This is a genomic window from Nostoc sp. DSM 114161, from assembly GCF_052692665.1.
The window spans coordinates 444522-462426 of record NZ_CP195141.1 but is presented as its reverse complement, the minus strand read 5'-3'; the positions used below and the strand labels follow the sequence as shown (position 1 = coordinate 462426).

Sequence of the window (17905 nt, the reverse complement as noted above, 5' to 3'; positions counted from 1 at the left end):
TAATTGACTTCAACAGCAGCAGACTAAATCAATGGCTTTTGGAGAAACAATTTGGAAATTTTTTAAAAGACTGCTCATCTAAATGAGCAAAGTGGCCTTAATAACCTAATTGAGAGGATTTTACTTATGCCTAGACTTACCTTTCCACCCAATTTTATTGGCACTGCTGGTTCCGATAGTTTGATCGGCGAACAGTTAAATGTATCTGTGGCCATAGGTATCGATATTTTAACTGGAGGCTTAATTTCTACAGACTCAGGGAATGACACCATTAAGGGTACGGGTGCTGGCAGTATTGGCGGCTCTACTAAAGGCGGTACTGGAACTGGCATTGCCAACCGCGGTCGTCTGAATGCAGGGAATGGAAAAGATACGATTACTGGCATCGGTACTGGCGGTAAAGGTGCCACCGCGGAGATTCAGGGCATTCCCGGCGTCGGTGGTGCTGGCATCGGCATCAGCAATACTGGCAAACTGGATACCGGGTACGGAGATGACACAATTACTGGTACTGGTACTGGCGGTAACGGTGGCGATCGCCTCAAGTTCGATGGCGACGGCAGCAATGGTGGAACCGGAACAGGCATCGCTAACAGTGGCACTTTTAATGCAGGAGACGGAAACGACACCATTATTGGCACTGGTATTGGTGGCGCTGGTACTACTGGCTTCGTCAACGGTTTCGGTGGTAGTGGTACTGGGATCGACATCGCCAAGAGTAGCACTTTTAATACAGGCAAGGGAAGCGACACGATTATCGGGAAAGGCACTGGCGGCGTGGGCGCCAGCCGCGGAGACCAGGGCGGAAACGGTGGTGCTGGGACAGGCATCACTAATAGTGGTACTTTGAATGCAGGGGATGGAGAAGACACGATTAGTGGTATTGGTACTGGCGGCAATGGCGGTGATGTCGCAGAGATAGAGGATGGTAAAAGCGGTGGAACAGGAACAGGCATTGCTAACAATGGCATTCTAAATGCAGGAAACGGAAAAGACACGATCGCTGGTACTGGTGCTGGTGGCAAGGGTGGCGATACCAACGACTTCCGAGGCAGGGATGGTGGAGTTGGGATCGGCATCAGCAACAGTTACAAACTGCACACTAACGATGGAGAAGACGCGATCGCAGGCATCGGTACAGGCGGTACAAGCGGCGGTGCTGACACCGAAGGTAGTGGTAACGGTGGTACTGGGACTGGCATCAACAACAGTGGCAGTTTGAATACAGGGTGCAAAAAAGATACGATCGCTGGTACTGGTACTGGCGGCAACTCTGGTGGCAATGTCATCGACAGCGGCAATGGTGGTAGTGGGACAGGCATCGCTAACAGCGGCAGTTTGAATACAGAGGACGGAAATGACGCGATAACAGGTACTGGTAGTGGCGGCAACTCTGGGGATGGACTTTTCACTGGCAACGGCGGTAATGGGACTGGCATCACCAACAGTGGCGAACTAAATACCAAAGAAGGGGAAGACACGATCGCAGGTACAGGTACTGGCGGTATCAGCGGTGAGGGCGAGATTTCCAGCGGCAACGCTGGTACTGGGACTGGTATTGAGAACACTAAAGACGGCATCATTTCCACAGGGTTAGGCAAAGACGCGATTATCGGTTATGGCAACAGTTCTGGAATAAATGCCAGCGTATATGGAATCGTCAACGATGGAGTTATTGATACTGGCAATGATTCTGACATTCTTACCGGACAGGCTACAGCAACCATCGGCGGTACAGCCTACGGTATTTACGGAAAAGGAACCATTAAGACTGGCAATGGCAATGACAAAGTTATCGCTACCAGTATCCTAGATGGAGTTCAACAAAAAGTTACTATCGGTGGTGGCATCAAGATTGCTCTGAACGCTGGGGATGACTACTTCAAAGGCTTCGGTGCTGGAACTGTTGATGGCGGCGACGGTTTTGACACCCTCGATTTGACAGCTTTTAATCGCTCTCAAGTGGTTGTATCTGGTGTTATTTCTGGCACTACCCTTAATCCTGCTAACATCAGTTTTAACAACAATGGAAACCTGATTAGCTTATCTACGACTGGCTTCGATAAATTTATCTTTGCAGATAGCTCTTTGTCTTACAACAGTTTGGCTTGAGAGGGCATGAGTTTGTGAATTCGTCTATCTGATGTTTTACCCCCTAGTCTAATTGGCGTTATTTTCTCTTAAGCTGAAAAAATATCTACCAGCGTATATACTCTTAGCTCTAAACTTGCATAGATTGACTATAAATCAGTGATTTCTTGGGTATATGCAGCTTAGTAGTAACAATCGAGTGACGACAATCACACTTATAGATGATTAGGATCGTCTCATCGCGATCGCCAGCTAGGCATAATTAAGGACAACTGAACTCTAGCCGAGTCATTAATAGGGAACACACTAATTACCGACAGCCTTTATCAAAGACTGTCGGTTTTTTGTTTTTAGTCATTAGTCATTGGGCATTGGGCATTGGGCATTGGCAAGCAGGAAGTGTGGGAAGAGAGGGAGGTGTGGGAGGTGTGGGAAGTGTGGGGAGGATGAGGAAGAAATCTTTCCCCCCACCCTCCCCACACTTCCCCATCTCCCCTGCCCCCCTGCTTCCCTGCCCCCTGCGCCTTTGCTCCCCGTCTCCTCATGCCCCATAATCAAATAAAATTTCCCCACAACTGGTTGGTAACTTGACAGAGATTTAGCCATAGCCACTACCAAATGTGGGGAAGTTAAGATGGAATTGGTAATCTTATGCCTATGGAGTGCTAAAATTTTACACTCACTCTAGTAGAGCAAAAGTATCTCTTAGATCGGCACAGACTTTGTATCAAGACATCGCTTGAATGATGTAATCAAAGTATGGCCCAGCTTCCGCAGCATCTTCCGCACTCAGTAAGCCAAGGGCGGCTGTTTTGAGGGAACTGATAGCTTCTACCATTCCAGGTACGGGAACGCCCAATGAGTTGTACATTTCGCGCACACCAATCAAGCCGATTTTTTCAATTGGCTCTTTGTCGCCGGCAAGTACACCATAAGTAATTAGGCGTAAGTACCAGCCAAAATCACGGATACATAGAGACCGTTGACGTTCCCCGTAAGCATTACCACCAGGAGAGATAAAGTCAGGACGCTTTTGCCAAAGTTGTTTGGTTGCTTCCTGGACTATCTTTTTTTCATTTTCAGCTAACGTAGCAGCAATGCGCGTCCGTTGTACACCGGTTTGCAAAAAGTCTTTGATATTTTTAAGTTCGCCACTGCTGGGATAACGCAGTTCGTCGTCAGCTTTGAGAATAACTTGGCTAATTACAGTCATGATGATTGAAATCACCTTAAATATTATCTGCTAGTTTAGCGAGTCTGAGGTACACAAGTGAAGGGGGAGTGGGGAGTGGGGAGATGGGGAGATGGGGAGATGAGGAGATGAGGAGATGGGGAGGTGGGGAGATGGGGAGAATAATTCATAATCCATGTTCTGCTTGCTCTGCTTGACTAATGACTAATAACTAATGACTAATGACTAAAATGATTTGGCAACAAGGTGAATTAATTGAAGTAACCATCGCCGATCTCAGCGATACTGGCGATGGTGTGGGACGTGCTAATGAACGTGTAGTATTTGTCCCGGATACTGTACCAGGCGATCGCGCTATTGTCCGTTTAGTACATGTTAAACCCAAATATGCCCACGCTAAGCTACAGGAGCTATTGCAACCATCTCCCCATCGCATCCGCCCTAGCTGTATTGTGGCTGACAAATGTGGTGGTTGCCAGTGGCAGCATATTAATTATGATTACCAGCTTGTAGCTAAGCAAAATCAAGTCATCCAAGCAATGGAGCGCATTGGCGGTTTTACTCAACCACCAGTAGATCCAGTACTGGCTGTCGGTTCTGGTTTCGGTTACCGAAATAAATCTACTTATCCTCTAGGCAAATCGGCAACAGGACAAGTACAAGCTGGTTACTACCAAAAAGGTAGTCACCAATTAATCAACTTAAATCAATGTCCAGTCCAAGACTCGCGTTTAAATCCAATGCTTGCTGAAGTTAAGCAGGATATCCAACAGCGGGGTTGGCAAATTTACGACGAACATCGCCACCTTGGGCAAATTCGCCATTTGAGTTTACGCATCGGCCGCCATACTGGCGAAATGTTGCTGACTTTAGTGGTTAAGGACTGGAATTTACCAGAAATTGCAACCCAAGCCCAGGAATGGTTAAAGCGTTATCCGCAGTTAATGGGAGTATGCCTGAATCGCAATGGCGATCGCACAAATGCTATCTTTGGAGTAGAAACCCGTTGCATCGCTGGAGTACCCCACCTGCGCGAACAATTTGCTGGACTGGAATTTAAAGTGCGCCCAGATACATTTTTCCAAGTTTATACAGAAACAGCAGAGGCATTATTGGACGTAATTCAGTCAGAACTCAATCTTCAAGGGCATGAATTTCTAGTTGATGCCTACTGTGGTATCGGTACTTTAACTTTGCCCCTCGCCAAACAAGCGCGTCAAGCCATAGGTTTAGAAGTCCAACCAGCAGCTGTGGAACAAGCGATTTTGAATGCCGAGCGCAATGAAATTAATAACGTAACATTCCAAGTCGGCGCAGTTGAGAAATTGCTGCCAAAAATGGGCACAATACCAGAGGTCGTAATTCTCGATCCCCCACGTAAAGGTTGCGATCGCGGTGTCATAGACACTTTACGGCAATTGAAACCATATAGGATTGTTTACGTCAGCTGTAAAGTAGCCACCCTCGCCCGCGACCTGAAATTACTCTGTCAAGATGGGCAATATAAGATCGCACGGGTACAACCTGCTGATTTTTTTCCCCAAACTGCTCATGTGGAAGCTGCTGCCTTTCTTGTGCTATCACATTTGGATAAGGATGCTGATTTCTTTAAAAAAATTGAAATTTCAAATTTGTAGTCTAGTGCATACTAACAATGCTAAAATCGAATTAAGCTAAAAATAGAAATTCATTTTGTTTAAAGAAATTAAAGTTGCATCGACTCCTAAAAGTATGAATGGGATTGTGTAAATTGCAAATCGGCAATTAACTAGAGTATCTCAATACTCAATGAAATTAATCGCACTTTATTAAGTTGCTCATTCCTTTATCAAATTTATTACAGCCGTTATATATCCGACCAATTCCAACTCATTCATATAGTCAATGCTCCCTAGCATTTTCAAAATTTAGTTTTAAAGACGCAAGTTTGAAGGCAGCATGACCACCTCAATTTTTATCAGGGTGCCTGTGACACCAAACTGATGTCTAGCTAACTGAAAGCTATGGGGTTTCTCTTGTGATTACTATTTCGCTCCGTCCAGTTGGACGTTATTGGGGCACGATTAGTTTTGCCTCAACCCTCTACCTTTGTCCCATATTAGATTTATTGTTGGCAGAAATTCCAGCAAAATTACAATCAGAACTGCGTCTAGGACTTCAAGAAGCCCTAGTAAACGCAGCTAAACATGGCAATAATCTCGATCCGAGTAAAAGAGTTGTAGTACGTTTTTCCTTAATAGATAATCAATATTGGTGGATAATTTCAGACCAAGGTAGCGGCTTTACTCCCTCACCTATTACTGATGAAGAACCAACAGACTATCTACCACCAGATGAAGCAGAAAGTGGTCGTGGTCTATGTCTTCTACATCAAATTTTCGATCGGGTAGAGTGGAATCGCAAGGGTACAGAATTAAGGCTTTGTAAACAAATGGAAAATCGTCGCGGACTATCTCTGCGACGGTAGTTGTAGTTAGGAGTTAAGAGTTAGGAGTTAGGAGTTTAAAACTTTATAACTTATCACTCCTAATTGCTAACTTTTTCCGTGAGTTGGACAGGGAGGAGCAGAAATAGAGCGATTTAGCCAGCCTAGTGCTTGTTCTAGTCTGGCTTGGGCTTCTTGTGGCTGATTGTTTAAAAGATAAACAACAGCTGCGGCTACTTGTTCGCTGGCGCGGGAATTGCGGTTGGACTTGAGGCGATGCCAATCCTCAGGAGAGATGCTTAGTCTTTGCATTAGAGCTTGGGCTAGTTCTAAAGTACTAAATTCATTCAGTTGACTGGTTTTCGGCAGTTGTGCAGATTGAGACATAATATAAAGTCCTTTGTCAATTTTCAATTGTCATTGGCGAGGCAGTGCGGTCTTGGGGTCTCCCTAAGTGGAGCAACTGCCGTCATTGGGCATTGAACAAAAGACTGATGACTAATGACAAATGACAAATGACAAATGACAATTGACTTTTAATCTTAGTTTACTACTTGTAAATGAAGCCGTCTCAACAATCACAACCGCCAGGGGAAAATCCGGAACCAGATTTAGAACAAGAAATCGAGGAAGTAGAGCGATCGCTTTTATCCTTGAGAGAACGTTACGAGCAACTAAAGCGCGATCGTCAGCAAAAAGCTCAATTGCAACAGCGTCAGGAGCAATTAAAGCGCCATAAATCCCAGACACCAGAAATTAAAGCAGAGTTACGGCAAATCAAACAGCAGTTGGAAATGCTAGAAATAAACTTAGAAAGCCAGTTGTTTTCTTGGCGTAGTCTCAAAAAACCTTTCTGGCAGGCCGTCCGCTTTGGTGGAATGGGCGTTATCATAGGCTGGATATTAAAGTCTTATGCTGGGTAAATATGATAAATCGACGGATTGCAGAAATATTGCGAAGTGGTCAACCTGATGAGTCTATCCTAGTTCAAGGCTGGGTGAGGACAAAACGCGAGTCCAAAGGATTTGCTTTTATCGAAGTTAATGACGGCTCATCGCTAGCTAATTTGCAAGTCGTCATCAATCAGGATTTGCCAGATTATGAAGCTATTTTGAAAAAGCTGAATACCGGTGCTGCTGTTGAGGTCGCTGGCGTGTTGGTAGCTTCTTTGGGTAAAGGACAGCGAATTGAGTTGAAAGCAGAATCTATAAAAGTGCACGGAGAAGCCGATCCCGATACATATCCCCTGCAAAAGAAGCGTCATTCCTTTGAGTTTCTGCGAACCATTGGACATTTGCGATCGCGTACTAATTCTTTTGGTGCAGTTTTCCGCGTCAGGAATGCTTGTTCCGCGGCAATCCACCAATTCTTCCAAGAAAGAGGTTTTTTGTGGGTACACACACCCATCATCACTGCTAGCGATTGTGAAGGCGCAGGCGAACTTTTTAGCGTTACTACTTTGGATTTAAAAAATATTCCCCGCACAGATAATCAAGGGGTAGATTATAGCCAAGACTTTTTTGCTAAACCTACATATTTAACAGTTAGCGGCCAGTTGGAAGCGGAAATCATGGCGATGGCGTTTAGTAACGTCTACACATTTGGCCCTACTTTCCGTGCAGAAAATTCCAATACTTCGCGTCACTTAGCAGAATTTTGGATGGTTGAGCCAGAAATGGCTTTTTGTGACTTAGAAGGCGACATGGATTTAGCTGAGGCGTTTCTCAAACATATCTTTAATTATGTTTTGGAAACTTGCCCAGAAGACATGGAATTTTTCAACCAGCGCATTGATAATTCTGTGTTGGCAACAGCCGATAATATTATCAATAATCAATTTGAGCGCTTAACTTATACTGAAGCGATCGCACTTTTAGAAAAAGCCGATATTAAATTTGAATATCCTGTCAGCTGGGGCTTAGATTTGCAATCAGAACACGAACGTTACCTAGCCGAACAATTATTTAAAAAGCCAGTAATCGTCACAGATTATCCAGCGAAAATTAAAGCTTTTTATATGCGCTTGAACGACGATGAAAAAACCGTCCGCGCAATGGATATTCTCGCGCCGAAAATTGGCGAAATTATTGGTGGTTCCCAACGGGAAGAACGCTTAGAAGTTCTAGAACGTCGGGTAATAGCGCAAGGAATGAAGCCAGAAGATTTATGGTGGTATCTCGATTTGCGTCGATATGGTACTGTCCCTCACGCTGGTTTTGGTTTGGGTTTTGAACGACTCGTACAATTCATCACCGGAATGGCAAATATTCGTGATGTAATTCCCTTCCCGCGTACACCGCAAAGTGCTGAGTTTTAGTTTCAGAAGTTGAAAACCAGGTGATTAGAAATCCCTTCTATACAAACTAAGTCAATGTGATGAACTAATAAAAACTTTAAAACCTGCGAATGCAGGTTTTATTTGTATAGAGGGGTATTTTATCAAGCGATGAATGAAAACTAAGATTTTTGAATTTCTTGTTGTAAAACTTGAATTTGCTCAATAGATAATTCAGTAACTTGAGCAATTTGTTCTAAGCTCATTCCAATTCGCAACAAATTTAAAGCCAACTTTCTTATTGTTTCTGTTTTACCTTTGGCTTTGCCTTCTTCTAGGATTTGTTGATAAATGACTGATTCGCGCATCATCTCACTCCTTAAAATCTTGTTAATTACATTTTTATTTAACACCAAGCCTGCTAGAATACCACTGGCGGCAGCTATGTTTCTTTGTAGCTGGCGATCGCTAATCACTTCAACTGCTTTTTCATCTTGCTTAACCCAACCTAAGTTTACGAACAACAGCCTACACGCTTTAATTTAATGTCTAAAAGTTTGGAAAGAGAATTTATCAGTTTCCAAATCCATATAAAAAAGCAGAGGCACAACGTTCGTTGTACCCCTAAAGATTGTTGATATTTAATTAGATTTAAGATAAATATAAAAGAAGTATTTAACTAGTTGCTACTATAATATGAGCAATTCTTCATCTTTATCTAGATTCCTGGTTTGCATTGAGTATCGAATAGGAACCTAGAATAGCAATTACAGATATTTTAAATAATAGATGCACCTAAACTCTGATTCCGGTTCGCATTCCCAAAGATTTGAATGAGGTAACCAGGCATTTCACACTGGTTTTTCACTATTGCTTCATAATTATTATTGCTCTGCTGAGGTAAGCGCAAACATACCAAAATACAGTTGTTTCGACTTTGAACTACGATGAACAACTTACCAGATAAAAAGCGCTTTAACCTTGCTAGATGAACTGGATTTATAAAATTTGCATCAACCCAATCCTGAGGAAGATGGCTAGTAAATTTAGTTAGAAGTTAGGAGTTAGGAGTTAAAAAATTCATAACTCTTAACTTTTAACTCCTAACTGGATTTATGCCATTTGATTTTCAATCGCCCACCGCGCTAGTTCAGTGCGGTTGTGGAGATTGGTTTTGCCCAACATGTTGGACACATGGCTTTCAACTGTACGCTGACTAACGTTGAGTTCTTCAGCAATTTCTCGGTTAGCTAAACCCCTAGCAACAAACTGGACTACTTTCAGTTCAGTTGGGGTTAACTGCACATCAAAGGGAACTTGGATGCGGGAACCGTTTTCGCCTCCTTTTGCTTGGTGTTCTTTCCAACGGATAGTTTGCTTCAGCGAGGACTCAACTTGGGCTACGAGTTCTTCTGGTTCAAAGGGCTTGACCATATAAACATCAGCACCTTTGTTTAGACCTTTAACTCGGTCTGCACTTTGTCCTTTTGCTGAAAGGAAAAGAACTGGAATCCAACTGGTGCGTTCGTTTTGCCGGACTTGTTCCACAAAAGTATATCCGTCCATTTCCGGCATCATCACATCGCAGATGATCATGTCTGGAACATCTTGCTCTAAAATTTCCAGAGCTTCGCGTCCATTTTCGGCGGTGATGACTTCATATCCTCGGAATTCTAAGTAATCCTTCACCAGCAAGATGAGGTTAGGGTCATCATCAATCAATAGAAGTCGTTTGTGATCTTTCATGCTGGGCTCTTTCATAGCAGTGGCACTTGTCGCGCTTCGGTCCATCAAAGTCTTGAATATTTATCCTCTATGGTGGTTTATGTGAGATGTTGTCCTTTTGCCTACTTAACTTGCCTTTGCTGTCTCAAGTCTCAAAAATGCCGAGCACTTTCAAGAGACTACTAGCTCGATAGCAAAAGTCCAGCAAGGATACGTATAGCAGTAGTATCTATAATGCGCTATTATATATCGCTTTGAAAGGGGCGGGGTAAAAAACACTGATAAAATAATAATCCTTCTGACTCACTAGTTAAGTATTGGCTTAAAGATGACCCTACCTCAAAACCAACCCGCACTTTCTAAAAGCTTACTGCTATAACATATCCTTGCGCTGTTAAGCCTCTATGAGATGTTAACAAGAAACTAGGGAAGTTTCTGGCAAAAGATGGGTTAAAAATGCATATTCTTCAACCACCATTATGCCTATTAAGTGTTCTTGAACGATCCGCTCAATAACTTCCGAGTTTGCTTGGCGATACCAGACGCCATCAGGATAGACCACCATTATGAGTCCAGAACCACAAACCTGCAAGCAATTGGTTTTAGTTTTAAAAACGCAAATGGGATGACTTGCTTGCGGCTTGTCGAGTTTTAGCTCTTTAAGTCGCTCTTTTAAGTACTCCCAAGATTCCAAACTGGCTGGTTTTGAACAGCAGTTAGGGCTTGTTTGGTCAGCACAAATAAAAATATGTTGCTGAATTTTTGGCACTCCTGAACTTTCTACACAATTACTCAGGGCTTTATGTTCAAGAGGCTTGGTGGTTTTCGGGATTTGATGGCTTTTCTGGATCACTTTATTGTTACTCATCGAGCGGCTCCCTGATTACAGTTCTATAACAATTTCCAAGCTTTGCAAATAAAGTTTACTGAGATGGGGAATGGGGCATTGGGGATTGGGCATTGGGCAAACAGGGAGTTAGGAGTTAGGAGTTAATAATTATTCTCCCTATCTCGTCATCTCCCATGCCCTATTCCCTATAAAAATATTCGTAGCTTCCGGAACAGAACCCGAAGGATAAAAATAATTAAGCATTTATACTTAAGTACACCCCAGCGATTCTAGTTCGGGAACCCGTACTTAAGAAATTCTTGCCATTGGACGCTGCTTTTGGGTAGATTAGCACTCAGGAGTTGAGAGTGCTAACTCTGGAGAAAATCATATGGCAGCAATATCTCTAACCGTTTCTACAGTAAAACCTTTGGGCGATCGCGTTTTCGTAAAAGTGAGCGCCTCTGAAGAAAAGACCGCAGGTGGTCTGTATTTGCCCGATACCGCCAAAGAAAAGCCCCAAGTAGGCGAAGTAGTCGCCCTTGGCCCTGGCAAGCGTAATGACGACGGTAGCCGTCAAGAATTGGAAATTAAAGTCGGTGATAAGGTTCTGTACTCTAAGTACGCCGGTACTGATATCAAACTCGGTACTGAAGAATATGTACTGCTTTCTGAAAAAGATATTTTAGCAGTCGTTATCTAACAGGCGAGTGGGGAATAGGGGATGGGAAATAGGAAAGAGTTTTCCCGATGCCCAATGCCCTGTTTGGCCAATGCCCAATTCAAAAAAAATTGACTTACTCCTTGGATTTAGATATTTATGGCAAAGCGCATTATCTACAACGAAAACGCCCGTCGCGCCCTTGAGCGAGGCATTGATATCCTGGCTGAGGCTGTAGCTGTTACCCTTGGCCCCAAAGGTCGGAACGTTGTCCTAGAAAAGAAATTTGGCGCACCGCAAATTGTTAACGACGGTGTAACCATCGCCAAAGAAATCGAATTAGAAGACCACATTGAAAACACTGGTGTAGCTCTGATTCGTCAAGCTGCTTCTAAGACCAACGATGCTGCGGGCGATGGCACCACCACTGCCACCGTTTTAGCTCATGCGATTGTCAAAGAAGGCTTGCGGAACGTTGCGGCTGGTGCTAATGCGATTTTGTTGAAGCGCGGTATTGATAAAGCTACCAGCTACCTCGTAGATAAAATTGCTGAACACGCCCGTCCGGTGGAAGATTCCAAAGCTATTGCCCAAGTTGGTGCAATCTCGGCTGGTAACGACGAAGAAGTCGGCCAAATGATTGCCCAAGCTATGGACAAGGTGGGCAAGGAAGGCGTAATTTCCCTAGAAGAAGGGAAATCTATGACCACCGAGTTGGAAATTACAGAAGGGATGCGCTTTGATAAGGGCTATATCTCTCCTTATTTTGCCACCGACCCAGAACGGATGGAAGCGGTTTTCGACGAGCCTTTCCTCCTGTTGACCGATAAGAAAATTGCTTTGGTGCAAGACCTCGTACCAGTATTAGAGCAAGTAGCTCGTGCTGGTCGTCCTTTGGTGATTATTGCTGAAGATATCGAAAAAGAAGCTTTGGCAACCTTGGTTGTAAACCGTTTGCGCGGTGTACTGAATGTTGCTGCTGTTAAGGCTCCTGGCTTTGGCGATCGCCGCAAAGCTATGCTAGAAGATATCGCTGTATTAACTGGCGGTCAATTAGTCACCGAAGATGCTGGTTTGAAGCTTGATAACACCAAGTTAGATAGCTTGGGTAAAGCTCGCCGTATCACCATCACCAAGGACAACACCACAATTGTTGCCGAAGGTAACGAAGCTGGAGTTAAAGCTCGTGTAGAACAAATTCGTCGTCAAATCGAAGAAACCGAATCTTCCTACGACAAAGAAAAACTGCAAGAGCGTCTTGCTAAACTTTCCGGCGGTGTCGCTGTGGTGAAAGTGGGAGCAGCCACCGAAACCGAAATGAAAGACAAGAAACTGCGCCTAGAAGACGCTATCAACGCTACCAAAGCTGCTGTGGAAGAAGGTATCGTTCCTGGTGGCGGTACAACTCTCGCTCACTTAGCTCCTGATTTAGAAACTTGGGCTAACAGCAACCTCACAGGTGAAGAGTTGATTGGTGCGTTGATTGTGGCTCGTGCTTTACCTGCACCTTTGAAGAGAATTGCGGAAAACGCTGGTCAAAATGGTGCTGTAATTGCTGAGCGCGTCAAAGAGAAGGAATTCAGCGTTGGCTACAATGCTGCAACTAACGAATTTGTCGATTTGTTGAGTGCTGGTATTGTTGACCCTGCGAAAGTAACTCGTTCTGCTCTGCAAAATGCTGCTTCCATCGCTGGTATGGTGTTGACAACCGAATGTATTGTAGTTGACAAGCCTGAGCCTAAAGATGGCGCTCCTGCTGCTGGTGCTGGTGCTGGTGGCGACTTCGATTACTAATACTCTGTAGTCCGTTATTTATAAAAACAGCTGCTTTCCTAGTGGAGGCGGCTGTTTTTTATCGCATAGAGCGAATTGCTTAACTTAAAATTAAGATTTCTATTTAGTTTGGTTTTCTTGAACCCCGAAAACCTGGACTCCTATTTCAAAAGCTTCTTGTTTCTCTTCATTGGTTAAATAACGATTATCAGTTGGACGACGAGGATCGCCGCCTGCTTCTAGATATCTTTGTCGAGCAAGTGCAAAAATTTCTCTAAGCCTTTGATACTTTTGTTTTAACAATACTGTTGGTTCTTTCATAGTTCTGATGCCCATGAAATAGGAGCTATTTCGCCATTTTGCAAAAGGAGTGCTGTAGGTAAAACTGGACTAGGAGTGGTGATATAGTAAAGTCCTCTCTCATCATCATAAAACATTCCCTCAAGCAGTCCTAGAGTTTCTAAAGCATTGAGAACGAGATACTGTAGTTCTGTTGGCTCCATGAAAACCTAAACTCTATTAACTCTAAAAATTCTACAATAAAACGTTTGGAAATTAAGGAGATTTAAATGAATTGAAACTGATTATGAGGTATCTAAATTAAAATGAAAGAGTCTGTAATTTATCTGCTGAACAATTAGAGGACTTGGGAAAAGAACTACTTGATTTTTCGGAAGTGGCTGATTTGATAGCTTGGAAAGAGCAACAAGAGAGGAATTAATAATAACAATTTACTTTTAAAGATGCATCATCTTTTCGAGATTGAGGCTGCAAGTAGTTTTCCACTTTTATCTTGAGCTTGTAATTTTTGAATAATATGCTCAATAATACTATTCAAATCTTTTCGGCGACGTATAGAGCGTTTTGGATCGAGTTGACCATGTTTCAATAATTCTCTAACCTGTTCTCCTAGCTTAGTTAAGTAAAGCCTCAACTCTTCTTCACCCTGTTCGCGTAAAACTTGCCGACATTCAGTTAGGATAATATCTCCATTTTCTAGAGTTTTACTAGCGTCTGACTCCTTTGGCGTTGCCTCAGATGAATCTTTACTTTTTTGAGCATTTAAAGTGTTAGTTAGACATTTTTCTACAGCCTTGGCAAGCTTAGGATCGGATTCTATAACTTCTGCGATCGCTCTTAATAAGTTCGCAATTTGTGATGCTTCCATTATCTACCTACTCTTTGCATAAATTCTTTAGCTAACTTCACCATAGAATCATGAGAATCGTCATACTTTTGTTTATATGTCAAATAATTATTCAATTCTAATCCTTCTGCAATTTTTGCTCTTTCTAAAATTTTAGTTTCAAAAACTGGCGGATAGAAAGGATTGACAATAATAGAGTTTAAATTTTCACTTTGGGCTATAGTTCGGTTATAGCGAGAAATTAATGTTCCTACTGCTTTTAAGTTATGTACATAATCTCTATTAAACTTTTCAATGTGTTCAAGTAATAAATCTAATCCATGAATTGACATTCGGTTTGGTACGCAAGGGATTATACAAGCGTTGCTAGCTAGAAATGCACTTTTAACTACTGTGTTAATATTTGGGGCATAGTCTATTAAAATATAGTCATATTTATTCAATAATGGTTTAATAATTTTACGAATAAGCTCAACAGGTTTAAAGTTAAAAGAATAATAACCTGGTGGTAATTCTTCTTGTATTTCAAATAGCCTTGGGCTGCTAGGTATTAAATGTAAGTGGGCAAAAGAATTTCTGTTTCTAACATTTGAAATCTTTTCTTTAACTATAAAATTTTCGTTCTGAACATTTTCTAAAAAATACTCAGGATCTTTAAATAAATAAGGCAATGTTAATTTTTTACGTTCAAATTCTTTTTCCCAAACCTCTTCTGACATTAAAGCACTAGTCAAATTACTTTGAGGATCGAGATCGATAGCCAGTACACGCTTACCATACATGGTATCCCCTGCTAAATATTCCGCTAATGCCATGACGATGGTAGTTTTGCCAACTCCACCCTTGAGGTTGCAAATACTTATCACTTTAGCTGTCATAATTTCTGGTAGACTTACACATTTCATGGGCTACAGTTCTATGTTTCCCTGGAAATATGCTCAAGTAACAGGTTAATTTTTTCTTTTGTCTAAAAATCTATGAGCCAAAGTCATTCTGAAACAACTCCCCTACATACCCTAAACCCACTCAACCGATTTTCTGATAGAGCAGAAGATTATGTAAAATACCGACCAAGCTACCCCTCAGATGTAATTGATATTATTTTGGAAGGATTAGATAAAAATTCACAAATTCTAGCAGCAGATATTGGTGCGGGTACAGGAATTAGTTCAAGATTATTAGCTGAACGTGGAGTTAATGTCATTGCCATAGAACCAAATGCAGCTATGAGAGAAGCCGCCGAACCACATCCTTTACTAGAGTTTCGTGATGGAACGGCAGAATTTACCAAACTTGCGGATAAATCTGTTGATTTAGTTACTTGTTTTCAAGCTTTCCATTGGTTCAATCCAGAACCAGCCTTATCAGAATTTCATCGCATTTTAAAACCATTAGGACGTTTAGCTGTGGTGTGGAATAACCGCGATCAAAAAGATGCTTTCACCTCAGAATATAGCCGAATAGTCCGCGAAGCATCTAACAATCACCCAGCAGAATCAAGGATGCAGTCAGTAGAGCCACTTTTAGCAACTCATTATTTTTGCAACATCCGCGAATATACTTTTACTTATAGACAACAGTTAGATTTAACTGGACTTATTGGACGAGCAAAAAGCGTTTCTTATCTACCTAATGAAAGCTTGGCAGACAACAAATTTATTGATAGTTTTCAAGAAATTTATCAGCGTTTTCGCGATGAAAATGGTTTTGTGTATCTGGTCTATCGCACTAGCGTACACCTTGGCGAAGCAATTAATTAAATGACTTGCAACTCACAAATTACAGAAGGTTGGCATGGCAAACTGAATTTAGTTTACGCCGATCGCCACAACACAACCGAATTAATCTACAATCACCAACAAGCACCCTTGAAGGTGCAACGCCCATTTTATCCAGAAGGGCAAAAAGTTTGTCATAGCGTAATTTTACACACGGCTGGTGGAGTTGTGGGGGGCGATCGCTTATCCTCTAATATCCACCTCCAACCCCATACACACGCTTTAATAACTACAGCAGCAGCTAGTAAGATATATCGCAGTAATGGCTTACAAGCTAGGCAAAACATCGAGATACAAGTTGACGCTGGTGCTTGTTTAGAATGGTTACCGCAAGAAACAATTTTATTTAACAGTGCGATTTATCGGCAAGATTTACGGGTAGAATTAGCAACCGGGGCTAGCTTTTTAGGCTGGGAAATTACCCGCTTTGGCCGCAGTGCTAGAGGAGAGAAATTCTTGCAAGGTGAATGGCGATCGCATACTGAAATTTGGCAACAAGGCGTTCCCTTGTGGATAGATCGGCAATATTTACCAGCTAGCGAAGAAGTTTTCTACAGTTTTCACGGGTTGGCGGGAAAACCAATAACAGGTAGTCTAGTTTGGCTTGGTGATACAGTTTCACCAGAAATTGTGGAAAAAATACGAGTTTTAGCCAACGGTATTGGTGAAACAGGTGTTACCAGATTAGAACATGGATTATTGTGTCGATATCGCGGTGATTCTACATCTGAGGTGAGAAACTGGTTTATTGATGTTTGGCAGTTGCTACGAGTTTCTTTTTTAAATTGTGGTAACTGTATACCAAGAGTGTGGCAAGTTAACCGCCAAGAGGGAGATAAGAATGCAACTGACGCCGCAGGAAAAAGATAAACTATTAATTTTTACTGCTGCTTTATTAGCAGAAAGACGTAAACAAAGAGGTTTGAAATTGAATTATCCCGAAGCAGTTGCCTATATTTCTGCTGCTATTTTAGAAGGTGCAAGAGATGGGCAAACTGTAGCTGAATTGATGAGTTATGGCACAACGTTGTTAACACGAGATGATGTGATAGAAGGAATACCAGAAATGGTACATGAAGTGCAAGTGGAAGCAACTTTTCCTGATGGGACAAAGTTAGTTACAGTACATAATCCAATTCGTTAATTTTTTAATTATGATACCTGGAGAAATTATTACACCGGAAGGTGACATTGAACTCAATGTTGGTCGTCCTACTATTAAATTGCGAGTGTCTAATACAGGCGATCGCCCCATACAAATCGGTTCGCATTTTCACTTTTATGAAGTTAACGCTGCTTTAAATTTTGATAGAGAACAAGCGCGAGGAATGCGTCTTGATATCCCCGCAGGTACGGCAGTTCGCTTTGAACCAGGTGATGAAAAAGAAGTGACGTTAGTGGCTTTGGTTGGTAGCCGACAAGTTTACGGTTTCAACGGTAAAATTAACGGCTCTCTATAATTATGCAAATGGAATGGTATAATGAGCCGCCTATTTGGGAACTAAAAGATGAGGCGATCGCTGTCACTTCCGGAGCAAAAACAGATTTCTGGCGGGAAACTCACTACGGTTTTATTCGAGATAACGGTCACTTTTTTTATCAAAGAATTGAAGGTGACTTTATTGCAGAAGTTCAAGTGACTGGACAGTATCACGATTTATACGATCAAGCCGGTTTAATGGTACGTTCAGATGAATTTAATTGGTTAAAATGTGGCATTGAATTTGTGGATGGCGTACAACAAATTAGTGCAGTAGTGACACGTAATTACTCAGATTGGTCTGTTATTCCAGTGCCGCAAAATCCTTCTGCTATTTGGATACGTGTAACTCGACGCCGCACAGCAATAGAGGTGGAATACTCTTTAAATGGAACCGAGTATACAATGCTGCGACTTGCTTATTTGACTCCAGTGGAAACATTAAATGTTGGTGTGATGTGTGCCTCTCCTGAAGGAAATGGTTTTCAGATGAGGTTTGAAAATTTCCAAATTCGCAGTTTGTAGGGAG

21 protein-coding genes and 1 pseudogene are annotated in these 17905 nt (G+C 42.2%); 13 read left to right on the top strand and 9 right to left on the bottom strand.

Translation table 11 applies throughout. From position 1 onward, the window contains the following. Positions 1–126 precede the first annotated feature (126 nt). Complete coding sequence (locus NSTC745_RS02100) at positions 127–2112, top strand: beta strand repeat-containing protein (RefSeq protein WP_445635676.1); 1986 nt, start codon at positions 127–129, stop codon at positions 2110–2112. A gap of 706 nt (positions 2113–2818) precedes the next feature. On the opposite strand, the gene NSTC745_RS02095 is transcribed toward NSTC745_RS02100, so the two are convergent. Then, the gene (locus NSTC745_RS02095; protein ID WP_190956056.1) at positions 2819–3304 is read right to left on the bottom strand and encodes an allophycocyanin subunit alpha-B; all 486 of its coding nucleotides are present in this window, start codon (positions 3302–3304) and stop codon (positions 2819–2821) included. Between the two features lie 200 nt (positions 3305–3504). Here NSTC745_RS02095 and rlmD point away from each other — a divergent pair, with 200 nt between their 5' ends. Together rlmD and NSTC745_RS02085 are read left to right on the top strand one after the other, a co-directional pair. Then, complete coding sequence (rlmD, locus tag NSTC745_RS02090; RefSeq protein WP_445635675.1) at positions 3505–4920, top strand: 23S rRNA (uracil(1939)-C(5))-methyltransferase RlmD; 1416 nt, start codon at positions 3505–3507, stop codon at positions 4918–4920. Between the two features lie 380 nt (positions 4921–5300). Next, on the top strand, positions 5301–5750 hold the full coding sequence (locus NSTC745_RS02085) for an ATP-binding protein (protein WP_445635674.1): 450 nt from the start codon (positions 5301–5303) through the stop codon (positions 5748–5750). A 66-nt stretch (positions 5751–5816) separates the two neighbouring features. Here the strand turns inward: NSTC745_RS02085 and NSTC745_RS02080 are convergent, their stop codons facing one another. Beyond that, positions 5817–6095 carry a DUF6439 family protein gene (locus NSTC745_RS02080; RefSeq protein ID WP_445635673.1) on the bottom strand — a complete coding sequence of 93 codons (279 nt, stop codon included), beginning with the start codon at positions 6093–6095 and terminating at the stop codon, positions 5817–5819. Positions 6096–6268: 173 nt separating this feature from the next. Here NSTC745_RS02080 and NSTC745_RS02075 point away from each other — a divergent pair, with 173 nt between their 5' ends. Both NSTC745_RS02075 and asnS read left to right on the top strand, forming a co-directional pair. Beyond that, positions 6269–6631 carry a hypothetical protein gene (locus NSTC745_RS02075; RefSeq protein ID WP_445635672.1) on the top strand — a complete coding sequence of 121 codons (363 nt, stop codon included), beginning with the start codon at positions 6269–6271 and terminating at the stop codon, positions 6629–6631. Positions 6632–6633: 2 nt separating this feature from the next. Next, positions 6634–8025: an asparagine--tRNA ligase gene (asnS, locus tag NSTC745_RS02070; RefSeq protein ID WP_445635671.1), complete on the top strand. Its 1392-nt coding sequence runs from the start codon at positions 6634–6636 to the stop codon at positions 8023–8025. Between the two features lie 140 nt (positions 8026–8165). Here asnS and NSTC745_RS02065 read toward each other — a convergent pair whose 3' ends face one another. From NSTC745_RS02065 to NSTC745_RS02055, 3 genes are all read right to left on the bottom strand, one after another. Next, positions 8166–8507, bottom strand: a complete 342-nt coding sequence (locus tag NSTC745_RS02065; protein ID WP_445635670.1) for a hypothetical protein — start codon at positions 8505–8507, stop codon at positions 8166–8168. Positions 8508–9096: 589 nt separating this feature from the next. Continuing rightward, positions 9097–9774, bottom strand: a complete 678-nt coding sequence (locus NSTC745_RS02060) for a response regulator transcription factor (RefSeq protein ID WP_012407592.1) — start codon at positions 9772–9774, stop codon at positions 9097–9099. A gap of 346 nt (positions 9775–10120) precedes the next feature. Next, positions 10121–10576 (bottom strand): (2Fe-2S) ferredoxin domain-containing protein, encoded by a 456-nt coding sequence (locus tag NSTC745_RS02055; protein ID WP_445635669.1) that lies wholly within the window; start codon positions 10574–10576, stop codon positions 10121–10123. Positions 10577–10928: 352 nt separating this feature from the next. Between NSTC745_RS02055 and groES the strand changes: the two genes are divergently transcribed. Both groES and groL read left to right on the top strand, forming a co-directional pair. Next, positions 10929–11240 (top strand): co-chaperone GroES, encoded by a 312-nt coding sequence (gene groES / locus NSTC745_RS02050; protein ID WP_073640427.1) that lies wholly within the window; start codon positions 10929–10931, stop codon positions 11238–11240. A 117-nt stretch (positions 11241–11357) separates the two neighbouring features. Continuing rightward, positions 11358–12992: a chaperonin GroEL gene (gene groL / locus NSTC745_RS02045; RefSeq protein WP_445635668.1), complete on the top strand. Its 1635-nt coding sequence runs from the start codon at positions 11358–11360 to the stop codon at positions 12990–12992. Positions 12993–13091: 99 nt separating this feature from the next. Here groL and NSTC745_RS02040 read toward each other — a convergent pair whose 3' ends face one another. Both NSTC745_RS02040 and NSTC745_RS02035 read right to left on the bottom strand, forming a co-directional pair. Further along, the gene (locus NSTC745_RS02040) at positions 13092–13292 is read right to left on the bottom strand and encodes a hypothetical protein (protein ID WP_445635667.1); all 201 of its coding nucleotides are present in this window, start codon (positions 13290–13292) and stop codon (positions 13092–13094) included. Further along, entirely contained in the window at positions 13289–13474 is a 186-nt protein-coding gene (locus tag NSTC745_RS02035; protein ID WP_445635666.1) for a hypothetical protein, read from the bottom strand. The genes NSTC745_RS02040 and NSTC745_RS02035 overlap by 4 nt, the downstream gene beginning before the upstream one ends. A gap of 116 nt (positions 13475–13590) precedes the next feature. Between NSTC745_RS02035 and NSTC745_RS02030 the strand changes: the two are divergent. Further along, positions 13591–13692: pseudogene (locus tag NSTC745_RS02030) on the top strand (DUF4351 domain-containing protein); the annotation flags it as partial. A 27-nt stretch (positions 13693–13719) separates the two neighbouring features. On the opposite strand, the gene NSTC745_RS02025 reads toward NSTC745_RS02030, so the two are convergent. Together NSTC745_RS02025 and NSTC745_RS02020 are read right to left on the bottom strand one after the other, a co-directional pair. Beyond that, a complete protein-coding gene (locus NSTC745_RS02025; RefSeq protein WP_445635665.1) occupies positions 13720–14139 on the bottom strand; it encodes a hypothetical protein in 420 nt (139 codons plus the stop codon). Next, complete coding sequence (locus NSTC745_RS02020; protein WP_445635664.1) at positions 14139–14996, bottom strand: ParA family protein; 858 nt, start codon at positions 14994–14996, stop codon at positions 14139–14141. The genes NSTC745_RS02025 and NSTC745_RS02020 overlap by 1 nt, the downstream gene beginning before the upstream one ends. Positions 14997–15095: 99 nt before the next feature. Between NSTC745_RS02020 and NSTC745_RS02015 the strand changes: the two genes are divergently transcribed. From NSTC745_RS02015 to NSTC745_RS01995, 5 genes are read left to right on the top strand one after another with little or no spacing between them, the layout of a single operon-like run. Further along, positions 15096–15878, top strand: coding sequence for a class I SAM-dependent methyltransferase (locus NSTC745_RS02015; protein WP_445635663.1), 783 nt, complete (start codon positions 15096–15098; stop codon positions 15876–15878). Then, entirely contained in the window at positions 15879–16766 is an 888-nt protein-coding gene (locus NSTC745_RS02010; protein ID WP_445635662.1) for an urease accessory protein UreD, read from the top strand. It abuts the gene before it with no gap. Next, a complete protein-coding gene (ureA, locus tag NSTC745_RS02005; RefSeq protein WP_445635661.1) occupies positions 16738–17040 on the top strand; it encodes an urease subunit gamma in 303 nt (100 codons plus the stop codon). Before NSTC745_RS02010 ends, ureA begins: the two co-directional genes overlap by 29 nt. A gap of 10 nt (positions 17041–17050) precedes the next feature. Then, positions 17051–17356 carry an urease subunit beta gene (locus tag NSTC745_RS02000; RefSeq protein ID WP_445635660.1) on the top strand — a complete coding sequence of 102 codons (306 nt, stop codon included), beginning with the start codon at positions 17051–17053 and terminating at the stop codon, positions 17354–17356. An 8-nt stretch (positions 17357–17364) separates the two neighbouring features. Further along, positions 17365–17901, top strand: coding sequence for a DUF1349 domain-containing protein (locus tag NSTC745_RS01995; RefSeq protein ID WP_445635659.1), 537 nt, complete (start codon positions 17365–17367; stop codon positions 17899–17901). Positions 17902–17905: the final 4 nt, after the last annotated feature.

Excerpts from the sequence above, each read along its gene's own strand:
- NSTC745_RS02100 (WP_445635676.1), top strand. The coding sequence starts at position 127 with ATGCCTAGACTTACCTTTCCACCCAATTTTATTGGCACTGCTGGTTCC.
- NSTC745_RS02095 (WP_190956056.1), bottom strand. The coding sequence starts at position 3,304 with ATGACTGTAATTAGCCAAGTTATTCTCAAAGCTGACGACGAACTGCGT.
- rlmD (WP_445635675.1), top strand. The coding sequence starts at position 3,505 with ATGACTAAAATGATTTGGCAACAAGGTGAATTAATTGAAGTAACCATC.
- NSTC745_RS02080 (WP_445635673.1), bottom strand. The coding sequence starts at position 6,095 with ATGTCTCAATCTGCACAACTGCCGAAAACCAGTCAACTGAATGAATTT.
- NSTC745_RS02075 (WP_445635672.1), top strand. The coding sequence starts at position 6,269 with ATGAAGCCGTCTCAACAATCACAACCGCCAGGGGAAAATCCGGAACCA.
- asnS (WP_445635671.1), top strand. The coding sequence starts at position 6,634 with ATGATAAATCGACGGATTGCAGAAATATTGCGAAGTGGTCAACCTGAT.
- NSTC745_RS02060 (WP_012407592.1), bottom strand. The coding sequence starts at position 9,774 with ATGGACCGAAGCGCGACAAGTGCCACTGCTATGAAAGAGCCCAGCATG.
- NSTC745_RS02055 (WP_445635669.1), bottom strand. The coding sequence starts at position 10,576 with ATGAGTAACAATAAAGTGATCCAGAAAAGCCATCAAATCCCGAAAACC.
- groES (WP_073640427.1), top strand. The coding sequence starts at position 10,929 with ATGGCAGCAATATCTCTAACCGTTTCTACAGTAAAACCTTTGGGCGAT.
- groL (WP_445635668.1), top strand. The coding sequence starts at position 11,358 with ATGGCAAAGCGCATTATCTACAACGAAAACGCCCGTCGCGCCCTTGAG.
- NSTC745_RS02040 (WP_445635667.1), bottom strand. The coding sequence starts at position 13,292 with ATGAAAGAACCAACAGTATTGTTAAAACAAAAGTATCAAAGGCTTAGA.
- NSTC745_RS02035 (WP_445635666.1), bottom strand. The coding sequence starts at position 13,474 with ATGGAGCCAACAGAACTACAGTATCTCGTTCTCAATGCTTTAGAAACT.
- NSTC745_RS02025 (WP_445635665.1), bottom strand. The coding sequence starts at position 14,139 with ATGGAAGCATCACAAATTGCGAACTTATTAAGAGCGATCGCAGAAGTT.
- NSTC745_RS02020 (WP_445635664.1), bottom strand. The coding sequence starts at position 14,996 with ATGACAGCTAAAGTGATAAGTATTTGCAACCTCAAGGGTGGAGTTGGC.
- NSTC745_RS02015 (WP_445635663.1), top strand. The coding sequence starts at position 15,096 with ATGAGCCAAAGTCATTCTGAAACAACTCCCCTACATACCCTAAACCCA.
- NSTC745_RS02010 (WP_445635662.1), top strand. The coding sequence starts at position 15,879 with ATGACTTGCAACTCACAAATTACAGAAGGTTGGCATGGCAAACTGAAT.
- ureA (WP_445635661.1), top strand. The coding sequence starts at position 16,738 with ATGCAACTGACGCCGCAGGAAAAAGATAAACTATTAATTTTTACTGCT.
- NSTC745_RS02000 (WP_445635660.1), top strand. The coding sequence starts at position 17,051 with ATGATACCTGGAGAAATTATTACACCGGAAGGTGACATTGAACTCAAT.
- NSTC745_RS01995 (WP_445635659.1), top strand. The coding sequence starts at position 17,365 with ATGGAATGGTATAATGAGCCGCCTATTTGGGAACTAAAAGATGAGGCG.